Origin of the sequence: Massilia brevitalea, from assembly GCF_030711405.1 — a bacterium.
GTDB classification, from domain to species: domain Bacteria; phylum Pseudomonadota; class Gammaproteobacteria; order Burkholderiales; family Burkholderiaceae_D; genus Telluria; species Telluria brevitalea.
The window spans coordinates 143,244-162,454 of the sequence record NZ_JAULSI010000011.1 but is presented as its reverse complement, the minus strand read 5'-3'; the positions used below and the strand labels follow the sequence as shown (position 1 = coordinate 162,454).

At 64.9% G+C, this 19,211-nt stretch carries 13 protein-coding genes; 10 read left to right on the top strand and 3 right to left on the bottom strand.

Going from position 1 to position 19,211, the window contains the following annotated elements:
* Positions 1–180: 180 nt before the first annotated feature.
* The 3 genes from QWL29_RS09340 to QWL29_RS09330 form a co-directional block, all read right to left on the bottom strand.
* Positions 181–2,895 (bottom strand): TonB-dependent receptor, encoded by a 2,715-nt coding sequence (locus QWL29_RS09340; RefSeq protein ID WP_305822615.1) that lies wholly within the window; start codon positions 2,893–2,895, stop codon positions 181–183.
* A 244-nt stretch (positions 2,896–3,139) separates the two neighbouring features.
* A complete protein-coding gene (locus tag QWL29_RS09335; RefSeq protein WP_305822614.1) occupies positions 3,140–6,019 on the bottom strand; it encodes a TonB-dependent receptor in 2,880 nt (959 codons plus the stop codon).
* 269 nt (positions 6,020–6,288) lie between these two features.
* Entirely contained in the window at positions 6,289–6,510 is a 222-nt protein-coding gene (locus QWL29_RS09330) for a hypothetical protein (protein ID WP_305822613.1), read from the bottom strand.
* Here QWL29_RS09330 and aroG point away from each other — a divergent pair.
* The 10 genes from aroG (at position 6,509) to nusA (ending at position 19,178) form a co-directional block, all read left to right on the top strand.
* Complete coding sequence (gene aroG / locus QWL29_RS09325; protein WP_305822612.1) at positions 6,509–7,570, top strand: 3-deoxy-7-phosphoheptulonate synthase AroG; 1,062 nt, start codon at positions 6,509–6,511, stop codon at positions 7,568–7,570. The genes QWL29_RS09330 and aroG overlap by 2 nt on opposite strands.
* Before the next feature lie 216 nt (positions 7,571–7,786).
* Positions 7,787–8,725 carry an ABC transporter permease gene (locus QWL29_RS09320; RefSeq protein WP_305822611.1) on the top strand — a complete coding sequence of 313 codons (939 nt, stop codon included), beginning with the start codon at positions 7,787–7,789 and terminating at the stop codon, positions 8,723–8,725.
* A gap of 5 nt (positions 8,726–8,730) precedes the next feature.
* Positions 8,731–9,732 (top strand): ABC transporter permease, encoded by a 1,002-nt coding sequence (locus tag QWL29_RS09315; protein ID WP_441295506.1) that lies wholly within the window; start codon positions 8,731–8,733, stop codon positions 9,730–9,732.
* A 2-nt stretch (positions 9,733–9,734) separates the two neighbouring features.
* Positions 9,735–11,426 (top strand): ABC transporter ATP-binding protein, encoded by a 1,692-nt coding sequence (locus QWL29_RS09310; protein WP_305822609.1) that lies wholly within the window; start codon positions 9,735–9,737, stop codon positions 11,424–11,426.
* A gap of 81 nt (positions 11,427–11,507) precedes the next feature.
* Positions 11,508–12,464 carry a rhodanese-like domain-containing protein gene (locus tag QWL29_RS09305; RefSeq protein WP_305822608.1) on the top strand — a complete coding sequence of 319 codons (957 nt, stop codon included), beginning with the start codon at positions 11,508–11,510 and terminating at the stop codon, positions 12,462–12,464.
* A gap of 129 nt (positions 12,465–12,593) precedes the next feature.
* Entirely contained in the window at positions 12,594–13,607 is a 1,014-nt protein-coding gene (locus QWL29_RS09300) for a glucokinase (protein ID WP_305822607.1), read from the top strand.
* 399 nt (positions 13,608–14,006) lie between these two features.
* Positions 14,007–14,744 carry an SMC-Scp complex subunit ScpB gene (scpB, locus tag QWL29_RS09295; protein ID WP_305822606.1) on the top strand — a complete coding sequence of 246 codons (738 nt, stop codon included), beginning with the start codon at positions 14,007–14,009 and terminating at the stop codon, positions 14,742–14,744.
* On the top strand, positions 14,731–16,827 hold the full coding sequence (rluB, locus tag QWL29_RS09290) for a 23S rRNA pseudouridine(2605) synthase RluB (RefSeq protein WP_305822619.1): 2,097 nt from the start codon (positions 14,731–14,733) through the stop codon (positions 16,825–16,827). Before scpB ends, rluB begins: the two co-directional genes overlap by 14 nt.
* Before the next feature lie 300 nt (positions 16,828–17,127).
* Positions 17,128–17,616: a ribosome maturation factor RimP gene (gene rimP / locus QWL29_RS09285; RefSeq protein ID WP_305822605.1), complete on the top strand. Its 489-nt coding sequence runs from the start codon at positions 17,128–17,130 to the stop codon at positions 17,614–17,616.
* Positions 17,613–19,178 (top strand): transcription termination factor NusA, encoded by a 1,566-nt coding sequence (gene nusA, locus QWL29_RS09280; RefSeq protein WP_305822604.1) that lies wholly within the window; start codon positions 17,613–17,615, stop codon positions 19,176–19,178. The genes rimP and nusA overlap by 4 nt, the downstream gene beginning before the upstream one ends.
* The last annotated feature ends 33 nt before the right edge of the window (positions 19,179–19,211 follow it).

Below are 19,211 nucleotides of genomic sequence, written 5' to 3'. Positions count from 1 at the left end.
CACTCAAAAGAAAAATGCCGTTCAGTCTTAACTGAACGGCATTACCGGTTAGCCCGGGCATTTTTTTGGACGAAACAGTGGAATACGTAGGGTGGGCGCCCCGTGCCCACGCGTAAAAGGTGAGTACACGCGGCGCCTAGCGTGGCCCGGCCCGCCCTATGACCTCATGCGTTGACGCCATTAAAATTTGTACGTCAGCCGCATATACGGCGTGATCCCCAACGGGTCCGTATACCGCGGGTCGTAGCCCAGCTGGAAGTTGGTCACCTGGTTGGTGAACGGTGGCGTTTCGTCGAATAGATTCTTCACTCCGGCGGTGAACTCGAACTTCGGATTTCCGGTAAAGGTGGCCGACACCGACCAGGTCGAGTAATGCCCGACATTGTTGAAGAACTCCGGCGCCACCGCCGTGTTCTGGTCTTCGTAGTGCGACATGTAGCGGTTCGACAGGTTGAAGGTGTAGTCGCCGCGGATCAGCGTGAACAGCAGGTTGTGGCGCCAGCGGAAGACCGGGGAGGCGTCGGCGTAGCGGCCGGCATTCTGGGTAAAGTCGCCGCCGCGCTCGTTCTGGTATTCGTACTTGTTGACGTAGGTGCCGTCGAGGCTGACGCTGACGTTGCCGACCGGGCTGCGCGGCATACGGTACAGCAGCGACACATCCAGGCCGCGCGTCTGCACTTCGCCCAGGTTGTCGGTGATGTCGAGCACGTAGTCGAGGCTGGTGCCGGTTGCGTTGTAAACGAACAGATTCTGGTAGCGCGGGTAGTTGGAGAAGATGGTCTGCTCGGCCAGGGCGCTGATCTGGTCTTTCAGCTTGATGTTCCAGTAGTCGAGCGACACGGTCAGCGCACGCACCGGCTCGAACACCACGCCGGCGCTGTAGGTGCGCGAGCGTTCCGGGCTGAGGTCGGGGTTGCCGCCCTGGCGGATATCCTGCTGCTGGCCGCAGACGACGTTCGGGTTGGCGCCCGGCACCGGCACGCCGTTCGGGCACAGCACCGGGTCGTTGTAGGTGTCGGAACTGTTGGTGGTCGATTGCGGCCCGTATAGGTCGAACAGGGTCGGGGCGCGGAAGCCCTTGTTGAAGGAGCCGCGCACCAGCAACTGGCGCGTCGGCTGCCAGCGCAGCGACACCTTGGGGTTGAAGCTGCCGCCGACGTCGTTGTAGTGGTCGTAGCGGCCGGCGAAGTTGAGTTCCAGGTCTTTCATTACCGGCACGTTGAGTTCGGTGAACACGGCGTAGATGCTGCGCTGGCCCGACTGGTTCTGCGCATCGGCATAGCCCGAACTCGAGGCCTGCCCGGCCAGGTCGCGGTTGACGAAGTACTTGGCGCGGTCGCGCCGGAACTCGGCCCCGAGGGCGAAGCCGAGCGCGCCGCCGGGCAGGGTCATCAGCTCGCGGCTTACGCGGCCGTCGACCGCGCTGCTGTTGATGCGTGCGTGTACATACTCGCCCAGCAGCAGGGAATTGTTCAGGTAGTCGGCCCCGGCCGGGCTTTGCGGGCCGAAGGGATTCAGGATGCCGGCCCCCACGCCGTCGATGATGCGCCCGTCCACCAGGTAGCCGCCGCGGAAGGTGCTTTTCGCGCGCCCGCTAGAGTGCGAGATGGCGGTGTTGTAGTCCCAGCCGGCAATCGTGCCTTCGAGGCTGGCCTGCAGGCGCGCCGTGCTGCTGCTGTCGTAGTTCTCGCGCGGGCCGCTTTCCACCGGACGCCAGCTGATGTCGAGGTTTTCGCCGCTCAGGCCGGGGAAGGCCGGCACCGCGCCGTTGCCCGGGTAATACGGGCTGGCGGCGGTCATGACGATGCCGATGTTCGACATCGGCGGCGGCGCCACGCGCGACTCGTTGGTGCTGCGTCCCCAGACGAATTCCAGGCTGCCCAGGTGGTCGGGCGTGAACTGGCGGTTGACCTTGCCCATCGCGCTGAGCTGGCGCGTCTTGGGGATGTTGTCGTTGTACTGGGTGTAGTCGAATGCGCAGACCGGGGCGTCCGCTGCCGGCAGCGAATCGGGCGGGCGGCAGCCGGCGGCGTAGCCGGGGTTGCCGGTCACGCCGAGGTCGGAAAAGAAGTTGGCGGGGAAGGGCGTGCCGCTGACTTCGTTCATGCCGCGATCTAGCCGCACCCCGGTGCGCGAAAAGGCGCGTTCGGTGGCGCGCAGGGCGCTTTGCTGGTGGTAGTCGAGCACGCCGAACATGCTGATGCCGTCGCGCTCCAGCTTGCCCCAGCCGCCGGACAGGTTGATGCGCTGCTCGTTGCCGCCGCCCTGGCGCCAGGGCTCGTAGCCCTCGTAGGTGAGGACGCCCCCTTCGACAGAGCGCTTGGTGATGAAGTTGATGACGCCGCCGATGGCGTCGGTGCCGTAGATGGCCGAGGCGCCGTCGCGCAGCACCTCGACCCGTTCCAGCGCCGCCACCGGGATGATGTTCAAATCGACCGTGTCGGCGAAATAGGGGTGGTTCGCCAGGCGCCGGCCGTTCAGCAGCACCAGGGTCTTGTCGCCGCCCAGGCCGCGCAAGTCGGCCACGGCGCGGCCGCCGGTGCCGGAGCCGACCGCGGACGAGCTGACCGTCGAGGTCTGGTTCATCGGGATCGTGTTCAGCACTTCCTGCACCGTGGTGAGGCCCTGCTTGGCGAAGTCGGCGGCGCGGATGGTGGTGATCGGCAGCGCGCTTTCGGCGGCGATGCGCCGGATCGAGGAGCCGGTGACTTCGACGCGCTGGATCGGCTGCGCGGCGGATTGTTCGGGGGCCTGCGTCTGCAGGGCCGGCGACTCGGGCGGGCGCTGCGCTTCCTGCGCGGCAGCGCGCAGGGCAACGGGCAGGCTGGCCAGGAGACCCAGGCTGGCGGCGCCGAAGACGCTGCGCAGCGAACGGGACAGGATAGTTTCGTGCATGACGGGCTCCCCGAATGGTGTCGTAATGGCCTCGCAGCGCCTGCTTTGTCGTTAAAAATGATTGCGAAAAACAATTGTTCAGTGAAATAAACAAATGTCGCGCCGAGGTGCTTGTTTCCGAGTCTTGCACTGCCTTATGCGTGTTCGGTGATTTCGGTCAAATCGGGCAGGCACCGGCAGGCGATTCGCCTGCCGGACCTAGGCCGGCCACGGGAAGCCGTGGCATGTGCACCACAGGGAACGCTCAGAACGTATAGCGCGCGCCCAGCGAGAAGGTGCGTCCCACCGCACCCAGGTAGTCGAGCGGGTTGTAGGCCTGGGCGCCATAGGTGAGCGGGTCGAGCGGCGCCACCTTGTCGAACAGGTTTTCCACGGTGCCGAACACTTCCCACTGCGGCTGCGGCTTCCAGCGCACCACCAGGTCGAAGGTGGTGAACGAAGCCAGCTCGCAATTGCGCGGCGCGTCGTCGCCGTTGGCGTAGTGGCTGGCGCAGCCGTCGGGGTCGCCCTTGAACAGCACGTTGTCGATCGGCCCGCGGTAGTTGGCGTTCAGCGACACGCGCCAATCCGCACGGTCCCAGGACGCGCGCAGGTTGGCGCGGTAGTCCGGGGTGCCGACGCAGTTGGTGACGTCGCAGTTGCCGTGGGTACCGGCGAAGTCGCGCGAGCTGCCGTCCTGTTCGGTGCGCACCCATTCGTCGAGGTAGGTCAGCTTGCCGTCGAGCAGCAGGTTGCCCCAGCCGTCCGGCAGGCGCAGCGTGTGGCGGGCGTCGACGTCGATGCCGCGCACTTTCGTTTGCGCCGAATTCACGTAGTTGGCCAGCACCGCCGTGATGGCGCCCGGGTCTCCCGGGATGCCGGTGGCCGTGCTCGGGTCGCGCGCCACGTTGCCGGCGGCAATCGCGGTGTCGGTCAGCTCCTGGTTGATCTCGTTCTTGCGCTCGATCTTCCAGAAGTCGACCGAGATGCTAGTGCGAGGCAGCGGATCCCAGATGAACCCGATGTTGTAGCTGCGCGAGCGCTCCGGCGACAAATCGGGATTCGGCGAGGTGATGACCGCGATATTCGCCGGGTCGCAGGCCGCCGTCACGCCCAGGGCGCAGCGCAGCGGGTCCTCGGCGGTGGCAAAGGCGGCCAGGCCGCCGACGCCGTTCTCGGCCGCGCTGGGCGCGCGGAAGCCCTTGGCAAAGGTGCCGCGCAGGGCGAACTGGCGCGAAGGCGTCCACTTTACGCCGACCTTCGGCGTCCAGGAACGGCCGACGTCGGTGAAGTCGTCGAAGCGCAGCGCGCCGGTGACTTCCACCCCAGGCAGCACCGGCGCCAGCGCTTCGCCGTACAGCGCGAACACGTTGCGCGCGCCGCGGTAGGCCGAATAGCCGAGGCCGATCACGTTGCCGCGCTCGGTGCCGGTGCTCGGGCCGAGTTCGGTTTCCTCGCGCCGCCACTCGGTGCCGACCGCGACCCCGACCGGCCCGCCGGCCAGCTGCCCGAATTCGCGCGTGGCCTTGAAGTCGCCCTGGATGATCTTGGTCTCGGCGCTGTTGCGGATCATCGGCGACAGCGCCGCGTACACGCCCGGGTCGTTCAGGCCGGCGTTTTCGCCGATGCGCCAGAAGCTGCCGGGCGGCAGCGCCGCATAGGCCGGGCTGGTGGCCAGGGCCGAGGCCACGTTCACGGCATCGTCCGGATTGAGCAGGGCAAAGGTGACGTCGCGCTGCAGCTGGCCACGGCGCTCGTTGGTCACGGTGCTGCGCGAGAACAGCAGCGAGGTGTCGTAGTCCCAGCCGGCGACTTCGCCCTTCACGCCGGCCAGCAGGCGCGAGAAGAAGGAATCGATGTTCGATACCCGCGGCCCGACGTCGCCGGCCAGGTAGCGCAGGCGCGCGGCCGTGCCGAAGTAGGGGTTGTCGGGGTGGGCCGCGCCCAGCAGCGAGGCGGCGTTGCTGACCGGGCCGCCGGGGTAGCCGACCGAGGCGCTGACGGTGGACGGCGTGGTCGAGGACGAGGACTTGCTGCTGTACAGATTGACCTCGCCATAGGCCTCGATTCCGGGCGTGAGGCGGTAGGTGCCGCGCCCGAACAGGCTGTAGTTTTCCTGCTGCGGCTGGATCTGGTTGTAGACCAGGGTCGAGTCGATCAGGCAGCCGCCGCCGGGGTCGCCCTGCGGGTGGTTGGTGAAGTTGCTGCAGGCCGCGCCCGGGAAGAAGCGGGTGAAGCCGGTGGCCGGGTCGAGGTTGCCGCGGTTGTAGTAGTCGAGCGTGGTCGGGTTGCGCACGTTGCCGTTGATGGCATTGCCGGCCGCGTTGTTGGTGGTGATGGCCCCGGTGCCGCCGAGGTTCTGGAGCGCCGAATAGCCCCAGCGGCGCAGGTCGATGCGGCCGATGTGGTCGCGGCTGGCACGGTCGCGCAGCCAGATGTCGTTGCTGCGCTTGAACTCGAAGTTCAGCAGCACGTTGTAGCGGTCCTTGTCGGGGTCGCCGAAGCCGTGGGTGATGGCGAAATTCTGTTCTTCGCCATCCCATTCCTCGCTGATGCCGAGCAGGCCGCGCACCGTGGTGCCGGTGAAATTGCGGCGCAGGATGATGTTGACCACGCCGGCAATCGCGTCGGAACCGTAGATGGCCGAGGCGCCGTCCTTCAGGATCTCGATGCGGTCGACGGCATCGGTGGGGATCACGTTCAGGTCGCTGAAGACCTTCTGGCCATCGTCGGCCAGGCCATAGGGCGCCATGCGCCGGCCATTCTGCAGCACCAGGGTCGAGGCCGTGCCCAGGCCGCGCAGCGAAATGCCCGAGGCGCCGGCCGCGAAGCCGTTGCCGAAGCTGGTCGGCACCGAACCCTGGTTGTCCACCGCCAGGGTCTGCAGCAGTTCCGACACCGTGCTCTTGCCGGAACGCTCGATGTCGGCGCGGTTCACGGTGATCACCGACGAGGCGGTTTCGGCTTCGGCGCGGCGGATGTTACTGCCGGTGATTTCGACGCGCGCGATGGGCCGCTGCGCCTGCTCTTGCTGCTGCGCCTGCGCCAGTGCCTGCGCCGACGGCAGCGCCAGCAGGGCCAGGCCGACCGCGCCGCCGCCGGCAAACATGCGGCGCACGGCGCGCGATATCAGGGTTTCAGTCATGTCCGGACTCCAGAACGTGTGGAAATTCCGGTCCATGTCGCGTCTGTTTGCGTTCGCTTAGACAATCAACGCACAGCAATTGATTCTCGATAAGGACAAACACCGCTGAACCGGGGCATGTCCTGACTTTTGCATTCCCGACAACAGGCTGTCTGATATCTCTCAAACGTCACGCCGGCGTGCGCGCGGCTGTGCGTTTGTCGCAACTGCTTGCCACTTATTTGCCGATCTACCCATGTTTACGCTACGGACAAAAGGCTTGCCAATCTTCACGCATTGGCGTTATAGTCGATTCGACCTTTTCGGATTCCCTCATGCGCAACGCTGCTTTCGCTGTTTCCTTTACCCGCTGGTTTTATTTTGGCTTTTCCAGCCTTCAGGCGGTGGAGTAGCGGCGGGTACACGCGAACAGCAAAGACCAGGACCGAATACCAGAAACCGCCAGCGATGGCGGTTTTTTTATTTGCAGACCAGATAACGGAGTACAGCATGCCCCGCACCGACGATTTACGCATTCGCGAAATGAAGGAACTGACGCCGCCCTCGCACCTGATCCGCGAGTTTCCGGTGACGCCGGCTGCCGAGCAGACTGCGGCGAATGCGCGCGTGGCGCTGCACCGCATCCTGCACGGCCAGGACGACCGCCTGATGGTGGTCATTGGCCCCTGTTCGATCCACGACCCGAAGGCCGCCATCGAGTACGCGCGCCGCCTGGTGGAGCAGCGCCAGCGCTTTATTGGCGACCTGGAAATCGTGATGCGCGTGTATTTCGAAAAGCCGCGCACCACCGTTGGCTGGAAGGGCATGATCAATGACCCTTACATGGACAACAGCTTCCGCATCAACGACGGCCTGCGCATGGCGCGCGAGCTGCTACGCAACGTCAACGAGATGGGCTTGCCGGCCGGCACCGAGTTCCTCGATGTGATCAGCCCGCAGTACATCGCCGACCTGATCAGCTGGGGCGCGATTGGCGCTCGGACCACGGAATCGCAGGTGCACCGCGAGCTGGCTTCCGGCCTGTCGTGTCCTGTGGGCTTCAAGAACGGGACCGACGGCAACATCAAGATTGCGACCGAGGCGATCAAGGCGGCCTCGCAGCCGCACCATTTCCTGTCGGTGACCAAGGGCGGGCATTCCGCCATCGTGTCCACGGCCGGCAACGAGGATTGCCACATCATCCTGCGCGGCGGCAAGACGCCGAACTACGACGCCGCCAGCGTCGATGAAGCGTGCCGCCAGATCGCCGGCCTGGGGCTGGCCTCGCGCCTGATGATCGATGCCTCGCATGCGAACAGCTCGAAGAAGCCGGAGAACCAGGTGCCGGTGTGTGCGGATATTGCCGCGCAGATTGCGCGCGGCGACGAGCGGATCGTGGGCGTGATGGTGGAATCGCATTTGGTGGCAGGGCGCCAGGATCTGGTGCCGGGCAAGGAGCTGACGTATGGGCAGTCGGTGACGGATGGGTGCATCGACTGGGAGACCAGCATCGGCGTGCTGGAAGGGCTGGCGGCGGCGGTGCGCCAGCGGCGGCTGCGCGAGGATTTGTGATTCGGTTCGTAGGGTGGGCCAGTTTGTAGGGTGGGTACTTGTACCCACCAGATTGAACGGCAGCGTGCCGCATCGCCACCGACGGTGAACGGTGGGTACGAGTACCCACCCTACGTTATAGGGGCCAACAATAAGTTGATGGCTCGCTGCGCCTGATATGCGCTATCGTTACCATTTTTATCGCTGGGCTTCCTGAACAAGAATGGCAGCTTATTAATGGCAGCATATTTACTGCGGCGCCTGTGGCAAATGCTGCCCACCATGGCCGGCGTGATCGTCCTCGTGTTCGTGCTGTTCAACTGGGTCGGCGGCGATCCGGCCTATCTGCTCGCGGGCAAGATGGCCGACGAGGCGGCGATCGCCAACATCCGCGCCCAGCTCGGCATCGACCAGCCGGTATGGGTGCAGCTCGGCATCTTCCTGAAGCAAATCCTCACCTTCGATTTCGGCAACGCCTGGAGCACGGGCGAGCCGGTCTCGCACATCATCGCCAGCCGCCTCGGCCCTTCGCTCACCGTGCTGGTGCCGCTCACGCTGCTGGAAACCTTCCTGGGCATCGCACTGGCGCTGGCCATTGCCTTCGTGCGCGGCTCATTGACGGACCGCGCCGTGATGGTGGCCTGCACGGTCGGCATGTCGATCTCGATACTGGTCTACATCATCGTGTTCCAGTACTTCTTCGCCTACAAGCTGGGCCTGTTCCCGGTCCAGGGCTGGGGCAACAGCCTGGGAGAAAACCTGCTGCACTACGCGCTGCTGCCGATCATCATCGGCCTGGCGGTATCGATTGCCCCGACCCTGCGCCTCTACCGCAGCTTCGTGCTCGACGAAGTGGGCCAGGACTACGTGCGCACCGCGCGCGCCAAGGGCTTGAAGGAACGGCGCATCGTCTGGGTCCACGTGCTGAGGAATGCGGCGATCCCGATCATCACCCACGTGATGGCGAACCTGCCCGCCTTGCTGATCGGCGCCTTTCTGCTGGAGCGTTTCTTTGGCATCCCCGGCATCGGGCGCGAAGTCATCCTGGCCGTCGAGCGCAGCGATTTTCCAGTGATCAAGGCGATCACCGTCTACGTGGCGGCCGCAACGATGGTGTTCAACCTGCTGGCCGACCTGCTGTACCAGGCTGTCGATCCGCGCGTGCAACTAAAATGAGTCACATGCACCACGAAGTCTCTCCCGGCCTGTGGGCGCTTGCCTGGCGCCGCCTGCGCGCCGACCGCATTGCGATGGCGGCCCTGGCCGTGGTCGGTCTGTTCCTCCTGATGCTGGTCCTGTCCTCGGGCGGCCTGGTCGCAGCCGACTGGGAAGAAGAGGTCGCAGTCAATTACGCACCGCCGACATTGGTTGGCGCCAACCCGGCCCTGGCCGCCCTGGCCCAGCCACAGCGGCCGACGCCGCCGAATGCCTTCGATCCCCTGGCCGACGAACTGGACACCCTCAAGCGCGAAGTCGGACGCAGCCATCCGCCCGTGGCCAAGGCCTTGACGCTGCCGTTCGGCGCGGATAAATGGGGCCACGACATCCTCAAGAAAACCGTCAAGGGCGGCGAAACCTCGATCGTCGTCGGCCTGGTGGCCGCCTTCGTTGCGGTGGCGCTCGGGACCCTGTTCGGCGCCATCTCGGGTTTCTATGGCGGCCTAGTCGACGACTTCTTCAACTGGTTCTACAGCATCTTCACCTCGATTCCCTCGATCCTGATGATCCTGACCGTGGCCGCCGTGCTGCAGCAAAAGGGCGTGGCCACCATCGTGCTGATCCTGGGTTTGACGGGCTGGACCGGACCCTACCGCCTGATCCGTGCCGAATACATCAAGCACAAGGCGCGCGAATACGTGATGGCGGCCGACGCCATTGGCGCCTCGAGCTGGCGCAAGATGTTCTCGCACATTTTTCCGAATGTGTCGCACGTGGCCCTGGTGCAGGTGTCGATCCTGGTGGTCGGCTTCATCAAGGCCGAAGTCATCCTGTCGTTCCTGGGCTTCGGCGTGCCGGTCGGCACCGTGTCCTGGGGCAGCATGCTCAATGAAGCGCAGAATGAACTGATCCTTGGCAAGTGGTGGCAGCTGGCCGCCGCGGCCGGCGCGATGGCGCTGCTGGTCACGGCGTTTTCCCTGTTCACCGACGCGCTGCGCGATGCGCTCGACCCGAAACTGAAGTGATCATGAGCCACCAGGACAACATGCTGCTGCGGGTGCGCGATCTGCGCATTGCATTCCGTATCGACAAGAAGAACACGGTCGAGGCGATCAAGGGCATCTCTTTTGACGTGCCGGCGAACGCCACCGTGGCGCTGGTGGGCGAATCGGGCAGCGGCAAGTCGGTCAGCTCGCTGGCCGTGATGGGCTTGCTGCCGCCGGACACGACCGTCGTGGACCCGGGGTCGAGCGTGCAGTTCGATGGGCGCGAGATCTTGCAGCTGCCGGCGGCCGAGCGGCGCCGTTTGTGCGGCAAGGACATTGCCATGATCTTCCAGGAGCCGATGTCCTCGCTGAACCCGGTGTTCACGGTCGGCTTCCAGATCGGCGAAGTGCTGCGCCTGCACCTGGGCATGAACCCGAAAGCGGCGCGCGCCCGCACCCTTGCTCTACTGGAAGAAGTCGGCATTCCCGACCCGGCGCGCAAGATCGACGCCTATCCGAGCCAGATGTCCGGCGGCCAGCAGCAGCGCGTCATGATCGCGATGGCCATTGCCTGCGAGCCGAAGTTGCTGATCGCGGACGAGCCGACCACGGCGCTCGACGTGACCATCCAGAAGCAGATCATGGAGCTGATCGCCAGGCTGCAAAAGAAGCACCGGATGGCGGTGCTGTTCATTACCCACGATCTCGGCCTGGTGGGGGAGATTGCCGACCGCGTGATCGTGATGCGCCATGGCGTGGTGCGCGAGGAGGGGTCGGCGGCGCAAGTCTTCGGCGCCCCGCGCGACCTGTACACGCAAGCCCTGCTGCATTGCCGCCCGAAGCTGGACGAACGTCCGCTGCGTCTGCCCGTGATCGACGACTTCATGCGAGGGCAGGGCGCCTCATCCATCGCACTGCCGCAGCGCACGCGCGGCTATGCGCCGGACGATGAGAACGTGCTGGTGGTCAAGAACCTGCAAAAAAGCTTTTGGCTGCGCGAAGGGCTGTTCGGCAAGCGCGAGTTCCGCGCCGTCCAGGATGTGTCGTTCACCCTCCCGCGCGGCAAGACCCTGGGCGTGGTCGGCGAATCCGGTTCCGGCAAGACCACGGTCGGCCTGACGCTGCTGAGGCTGCACCGCGCCACCGGCGGCAGTGCGCTGTTCGATGGCAAGGATTTGCTCGCCATGTCCGACCGCGACTACCAGGCGTATAAGCGCCGCATCCAGATCATTTTCCAGAATCCCTATGCCTCGCTGAATCCACGTTTTACTGTTGGCCAGATTCTATTGGAACCGATGCGCATCCACGGCATTGGCGCCGACGACAAGGAGCGCACGGCCACCGTGATGGCGCTGCTGGAGCGGGTAGGGCTGCCGGCTGCGGCGTATCGCCGTTATCCGCATGAATTTTCCGGCGGCCAGCGCCAGCGCATTGCGATTGCGCGGTGTCTCACCATGAAGCCGGAGATCCTGGTCTGCGACGAATCGGTGTCGGCGCTGGACGTGTCGGTCCAGGCCCAGGTGCTGAACCTGCTGCAAGACCTGCAGGACGAATACAGGATGAGCTATATCTTCATTTCCCACGATTTGTCGGTGGTGCGCTACATTGCCGACCGCGTGATGGTGATGCACCACGGCAGCATGGTGGAAATGGCCGATTCCGATGTTCTGTACCGCAACCCGCAGCACGACTACACCAAGGCCTTGCTCGCGGCGATCCCGCGTGGCGCATGATTGTTGCTCCGGTGTTGTAATCCCATCAGGGAAAACCGGCCGCTGCCAGCCGGGCAGGAAGATTTCCGCTACCATCACAGCATGTCCGAACTTATCCTCCTGATCCAGAACTACGGCGTCCTGCTCGTCTTCGGCACGGTGCTGCTGGAGCAGTTCGGCCTGCCGATTCCCGCCTTTCCCGTGCTGGTCGTGGCCGGGGCCATGGCCATGGATGGCGGCGCCAGCTGGCAGCTGTGCCTGGCTGCTGTGCTGCTGGCTTGCCTGATCTGCGATTATTTCTGGTTCCGCGCCGGGCGTTACTACGGCAAGCGCGTGCTGCGCCTGCTGTGCCGGATTTCCCTGTCGCCGGATTCCTGCGTCAACCAGACCGAGGACCGCTTCCGCCGCTATGGCCCGAAGTCGCTGCTGGTCTCGAAATTCATACCCGGCTTCAATGCGATTGCCGCGCCGATGTCGGGCGCGCTCGGCACCCGCACGCGCCATTTCCTCGGCTTTGCCTCCACCGGCGCGCTGCTCTGGGGCGGCAGCGGGCTGGCAGTCGGCATGCTCTTCCACGACAGCGTCGATCGCGTGCTCGATGGCCTGGAAACCATGGGCAGCACCGCGCTGATGGTGGTCGGCACGCTGCTGGCGCTGTTCGTCGCCTATAAATATGTGGAGCGGCGCCGCCACCGCGCCAGCATGGCCGTGCCGCGCATCGGCGTGGCCGAACTCAAATCACTGATCGACGGCGGCCACGATCCCCTGATCGTCGATGCGCGCAGCGTCACGGCGCAGGCGCTGGAGCACGCGATTCCCGGCGCGCTCTTGTATGCGGAATGCGAGCCGGGCCAGCTGATGGCCGGGCTCGACCGCGACCGGCACATCATTGTGTATTGCAGCTGCCCGAACGACGTCACCGCCGCCCAGGTCGCCAAGGCATTCCTGGCCAACGGCTTCCATCGCGCCCGGCCACTGCAGGGCGGGCTCGACGCCTGGAACACCCACCATGCGGCGGCGGTGGAGGTGGCGTCCGAACTCACACCGTTCCGGACGTAACTGTACTACGCATAAAGATATGCATTCTTCCTAGATGCTCGCTGGCTTTGTACCTAAACTACAAAATAAACTTGTACTCCCGTAAAGAAATCCAGTAAGCTTGGAGGATCACCTGCCTCCTGTGCTGCAATGACCGCTTCTTTGCCTGACACCATTGTTTCCTCTGTTGCCCGTTTCGATCAACCGCGCCTGTTGGCCGACGTCGGCGGCACGAATGCCCGCTTTGCGCTGGAAACGGCGCCTGGGCAATTCGAGGTGGTGCAGGTACTGGGCTGTGGCGACCACGACACGCTGGCCGACGCCATCCGCAGCTACCTGGCGGCGCCGGAAACGGCAGGCTTCGGCTCGGTCAGCCACGCCGCGATCGCCATCGCCAATCCGGTCGATGGCGACCAGGTCCGCATGACCAATCATCACTGGCAATTCTCGATCGAGGGCATGCGCCAGGAACTGGGCTTCGCAACCTTGATGGTGGTGAACGATTTCTACGCGCTGGCGCGCTCCTTGCCGCACTTGGCGGATAGCGACAAGGTACAGGTCGGCGGCGGCGCCGCGCGCCCGAATGCGCCGCTGGCGCTGATTGGCGCCGGCACCGGCCTCGGCGTGTCCGGCCTGATCCCGGTGGGCAATAGCTGGACCGCGCTGTCCGGCGAAGGCGGCCATGTCGGCTTTTCGCCGGCGAACGAGCTCGAAGTAGCAATCCTCCAGTTCGCCTGGCGCGAGTTCGAGCACGTGTCGGCCGAGCGCTTCCTGTCCGGCGCCGGCGTCGAGCTGATCTACCGGGCGCTGGCCGAGTACCATGGCCAGCAGCCGGAAGCGATCGGCGCGCCGGAGATTTCACGCCGCGCCATGGCCGGCGAATGCGCGCTCGCGAGCGAGGTGCTCGAGGTCTTCTGCGGCATGCTTGGCTGCGCTGCCGGCAACCTGGCGGTGACGCTGGGCGCGCAGGGCGGCGTGTACATCGGCGGCGGCATCGTGCCGCGCCTGGGCGAGCGCTTCGCACTATCCTGCTTCCGCAGCCGCTTCGAGCGCAAGGGCAGGTTCTCTTCCTACCTGTCCCAGGTGCCCACCTACGTGATCACGGCGCAGTATCCGGCTTTCCTTGGCGTGTCGGCGATTCTGGCGGAAAAACTGTCGGCTTGATCGCAAACCGCACTGCGCACCCTTGCGCAAGTGGCCGTTCTCGTGTTTTATCGGTTACAATGGCCCGCAGTTGGAAGAAACGATGGCTTCGCGCCCCGTGCGAGCGCCGGCAGACCGGCAAGCCCGTTTCGCTAGATCACCAACCCGTTGCCCGCCTGGCAAGCGAGCGGCCTGTAGCCGGGTCCTGTCCCGCTACCGTATTGTGCCCGTCCCATCCAGGCGCGGGCCACGCATCCAGTTTCGACGAGCAGTACTGTGAACCGCGTTCCGTTCGCGACAGCCACCGGCATTTTTCGGCCGGTCACGTCACGGCGGCAGCTGCACGATGATCTTTGCCGCGCCTCGGTGCGCTGGCAACCAAGTATTTATATTGAGCTTTCGAGCCTGACGACATCGAGAATGAAGACTGACGAGGCCAAGCGGATCCTCGAAACCGCCTTGCTGTGCGCACGCGAGCCGATGTCGATCCATGGCATGAAGAAGCTGTTCGCCGACGTCGACGCGAACGGCAGGCAGCTCGGTATCGGCGTCGGTTCAGACACGATCAAGCTGCTGCTCGAGGAACTGCGCCACGACTGGCGCGACCGCGGTATCGAGATCGTCGGCCTGGCCTCGGGCTGGCGTTTCCAGAGCCGCCCGGAAATGAAGCCTTACCTGGACCGGATGTCGCCGGAAAAACCGCCGAAGTATTCGCGCGCGACGCTGGAAACGCTGGCGATCATCGCCTACCGCCAGCCTGTTACGCGCGGCGACATCGAGGAAATCCGCGGCGTCGCGGTGAACTCGCAGACGATCAAGATGCTCGAAGACCGTGGCTGGATCGACGTGGTCGGCCACCGCGAAGTGGTGGGGCGGCCCGCCTTGCTGGGTACGACGAAACAATTTCTTGACGACCTGGGACTGGCGTCGCTGGGCCAGTTGCCGCCGCTGGAGGCGATTGCAGATGCCGCCGACGGGCGTTCGCTGGAAGCGCTCGAAGCGGCGCTGAACGACAATTTTGACAGGGCAGCCGCGGGAGCGGCGGCCGAAGACGAACAAGGGGCTTCCCAAGTGGAAGTGCCGATTCATGACCCGCAACCGGCCGCCGGCTCGGTACCAGGTCAGCAAAACAATGACACGAATGATGAATCCAACTGACACCACCGAGACCACTCCCGCCGAGCCGGGCAAGGACGCGGCCAAGCCGAAGCGCCGCACCAAGGCCGCTGCTGCTGCGCCCGCCGTGAGCGAGGCGCCTGCCGCCGCGGTCCCGGCCGACGCCGCCGCTGCCGCGGCGGTCGCTACCGCGCCGGCCGCGAAGCCGAAGCGCCGTACCAAGGCTGTGGTTGCCGCCGAGGGCGATGCTGCCACTGCAGCTGCTGCTCCTTCCGCTGCCGCTGCCGAGCCTGCACCGAAGGCCCCGGCCGCCCGCAAGCCGCGCGCGACGAAGGCCAAGCCGGCCGAAGCGAAGGCCGAGGTCCAGGCCGAGGCGCCAGCCCAGCCGGCCTCCGCCAGTGCACCGGCGCCTGCACCGGCCCCGGCCACCCCAGTGGCAGCCGCCGAGGCCGCCCTTGCGGCAACGGCCGATGCGCCGCGCCAGGAGCAGGGCCAGCGCAAGCCGCGCGGTCCGCGCCAGATGCGCGAGCAGCGCGGCCAGCGCGAGCTGCTCCAGGCTGCCGCGGTTGCGTCTCAGGCTGAGACCGAGGCCGCGCCCGAAGCCGGCGCCGACGGCGTGGCAGAGCCGCGTGCCGCCGAGCCAGTGCGCGAGCAGCGCCAGGGCAAGGGCAAAGGCAAGCAGAAGAACCAGAAGAATGCCCAGAAGCCGGGCCAGCCAGGCGCCCAGCAGGGTGTTCCGGGCGCCCACGGCGCGCAGCAGGGTCAGCAAGTGCGCGGCGCCCACGGCGCCAAGGGCAAGGGCGGCAAGCAGAAGCCGGGCAAGGGCGGCAACGACGCCGACGCCGTGTTCTCCTTCGTCACCTCGGACGCCTTCGACGCCAACGACGGCGGCCAGGGCCAGCAGAAAGCCAAGCCGGTACGCCGCGACCTGACCGCCGACGACGACGCGCCGAAGCTGCACAAGGTGCTGGCCGAAGCCGGTCTCGGCTCGCGCCGCGACATGGAAGACCTGATCGTTGCCGGCCGCGTGTCGGTGAACGGCGAGCCGGCCCACATCGGCCAGCGCATCCTGCCGACCGACGCCGTGCGCATCAACGGCAAGCTCATCCAGCGCAAGGTGAACAACACCAAGCCGCCGCGCGTGCTGGTGTACCACAAGCCGGCCGGCGAAATCGTCAGCCACGACGACCCGGAAGGCCGTCCTTCGGTGTTCGACCGCCTGCCGACCATGAAGACCGGCAAGTGGCTGGCCGTTGGCCGCCTCGACTTCAATACCGAGGGCCTGCTGATGTTCACGACCTCGGGTGACCTGGCCAACCGCCTGATGCACCCGCGCTATAACATCGACCGCGAATACGCGGTGCGTACCCTGGGTGAGCTGGAAGAAGGCATGCGCCAGAAGCTGCTGGCCGGCGTCGACCTCGAGGACGGCAAGGCGGCGTTCACCAAGATCGTCGATGGCGGCGGCGAGGGCATCAACAAGTGGTACCGCGTGGTGATCGGCGAAGGCCGCAACCGCGAAGTGCGCCGCATGTTCGAGGCGGTCGGCCTGACCGTCTCGCGCCTGATCCGTACCCGCTACGGCGCCATGACCCTGCCGTCGGGCCTGAAGCGCGGCCGTTGGGAAGAGCTGGAAGAAAACGACGTGCGCAACTTCATGTCGGCCTTCGGCATCGAGAAGAAGGGCGCCGCGGGCGCTGCGCAGGGCGGCAAGGGCGCCAAGAGCGGCCAGCCGGCCGATCCGCGCCGTTCCGACGGCAACCGCATCGACCGTGCCGATGCGAACCGCAACGTCGACCCGTTCGGCCCGCAGGTCGCCCGCGCCGGCGCGCCGCAACGCAACGCCGGCCTGTCGACGGTCCCGAACGGCCGTCCGCAAGGTGGCGGCAAGGGTGCGCGTGGCGGCAACGCCGGCGGCTTCGGCGGCGGCGCATCGGGCCGTCCGGGCAGCGGTGGCGGGAATGGCGGTAATGGCGGCGGCAATGGCGGCAGCAGCCGTCCGCGCCAGCCGGATCCGCTGCAGACCACGTTCGGCTTCGCCGGCAGCGGCGGCGGTGGTCGTCGCGGCGGCCAGGGCCCACGCGGTTCCGAGCACGGCCTGCCGCGCCGCGGCCGCCGCGGTTAAGGTTTGGTAGGGTGGGTTCTCGAACCCACCATCGACCGGATGAATGCTGAGGGGTGTAGGGTGGCAGGTTAGAGAACCCACCCCACATTTATCGTGTGCAGCTGTTGTTTGGTCGTCCATATAATGGTATGTCGATTGCAGCGTGCCCTCGAATACGTTATAATTTGCGTCCTAATCCGGAGTTCTTCCCAGTATTAATTTGGTGCAAGTGCTTTCATCTGGTTGGGTTGTGAATTCAAAAAGATGGGCAGATGCCCATTTTTTTTTTGGTAAAACGTTTTAAAGCCCTGGAGAAGTGTCGTGCAGCAGTTTGATTTGATCGCCAAGACAGTCGGTGGCCTCGGCTACGACCTCGTTGATGTCGAACGGGGCGAGCGCGGGGTCCTGCGCGTGTTTATCGATTTCCCGGCTGCCGTCGCCGAAGAGAAGGGGCCGATCACGGTCGAGGATTGCGTCACGGTGAGTCACCAGTTGTCGCACGTACTCACCGTCGAGAACGTCGATTACGAGCGTCTGGAAATTTCGTCGCCCGGGCTGGATCGCCCGGTGCGCACCCTGGCCGATTTCGAGCGCTTCGCCGGCCACGAATGCACGGTGAAACTGCGCGTCGCCATGCCGGGCTCCGCGAACCGGAAGACCTTTACGGGCATCCTGGTCGCGCCGGAAGGCGACAAGATCGGTCTGGAATTTGAAGGTAAGGATGGTCTGGCGTTGTTGGAATTTACGCTGGCCGAATTGGACAAGGCACGCCTGGTGCCGCAGGTGGATTTTAGGAGTCGCAAAGCATGAGTCGCGAAATTTTGTTGTTGGTTGATGCGCTTGCGCGCGAAAAAAACGTCGATAAGGAAGTGGTCTTCGGGGCGCTCGAGTTCGCCCTGGCCCAGGCCACCAAAAAACGCTATGAAGGCGAGGTCGACATTCGCGTGAGCATCGATCGCGACAACGGCGAATTCGAAACCTTCCGCCGCTGGCACGTGGTGCCGGATGAAGCCGGACTGCAACTGCCGGACCAGGAAATCCTGCACTTCGAAGCAAAAGAACAGATTTCGGACATCGAAGTCGACGAATACATTGAAGAGCCGGTGGAGTCGGTCGACTTCGGCCGCCGTTTCGCGCAAGACACCAAGCAGGTCGTCCTGCAGCGCGTCCGCGATGCCGAACGCGAGCAGATCCTGCAAGACTTCCTGGAACGCGGCGATTCGCTGGTGACCGGCACCATCAAGCGCATGGAACGCGGCGATGCCATCGTCGAGTCGGGCAAGATCGAAGCGCGCCTGCCGCGCGACCAGATGATCCCGAAAGAGAATCTGCGTATCGGCGACCGCGTCCGCGCCTACATCCTGCGCGTCGACCGCAACATGCGCGGCCCGCAAGTGATCCTGTCGCGCACCGCGCCGGAATTCATCATGAAGCTGTTCGAGCTGGAAGTGCCGGAAATCGAGCAGGGCCTGCTGGAAATCAAATCGGCTGCCCGCGACGCCGGCGTCCGCGCAAAAATCGCCGTCTACACGGCCGACAAGCGCATCGACCCGATCGGCACCTGCGTCGGCATGCGCGGTTCGCGCGTCCAGGCCGTCACCGGCGAACTGGGCGGCGAGCGCGTCGACATCGTGCTGTGGTCGGACGATCCGGCCCAGTTCGTGATTGGCGCGCTGGCCCCGGCCAACGTGTCGTCGATCATGGTCGATGAAGAAAAGCACGCCATGGACGTGGTGGTCGACGAAGAAAACCTGGCCATCGCGATCGGCCGCTCGGGCCAGAACGTGCGCCTGGCGTCGGAACTGACCGGCTGGAAAATCAACATCATGACGGCCGAGGAATCGGCCAACAAGGTGGCGCAAGAAACGGCTGCGATCCGCACCCTGTTCATGCAGAAGCTCGATGTGGACCAGGAAGTGGCCGACATTCTCGTCGAAGAAGGCTTCTCGAGCCTTGAAGAAATCGCGTACGTCCCGATTTCGGAAATGCTCGAAATCGAATCCTTCGACGAGGAAACCGTCAACGAACTGCGTACCCGCGCCCGTGACGCGCTGGTGACCGAAGCCATTGCATCCGAAGAAGGTTTGGAAGGCATGGAAGAAGCACTGGTGAATCTCGAAGGCATGGACCGCAGCACCGCAGGCAAGCTTGGCCTGGCCGGCATCAAGACGGTAGAAGCATTTGCAGGTCTCGCATACGACGAATTCGGCGCCATCCTGTCGCTGCCGTCGGACCGCGCCCGTGAACTGATCAAGAACGAATTTAATGATGTGACCGACGATGAGATGAAGCTGGTCGACAGTAAATATGATGACCGCGCCAAGGCGCTGCAGGCGAAAGCCTGGAGCCTTGCAGAAACGGCCAAGGCATAATTTGCAAATCTTTATCATCTCCGCGACACATAG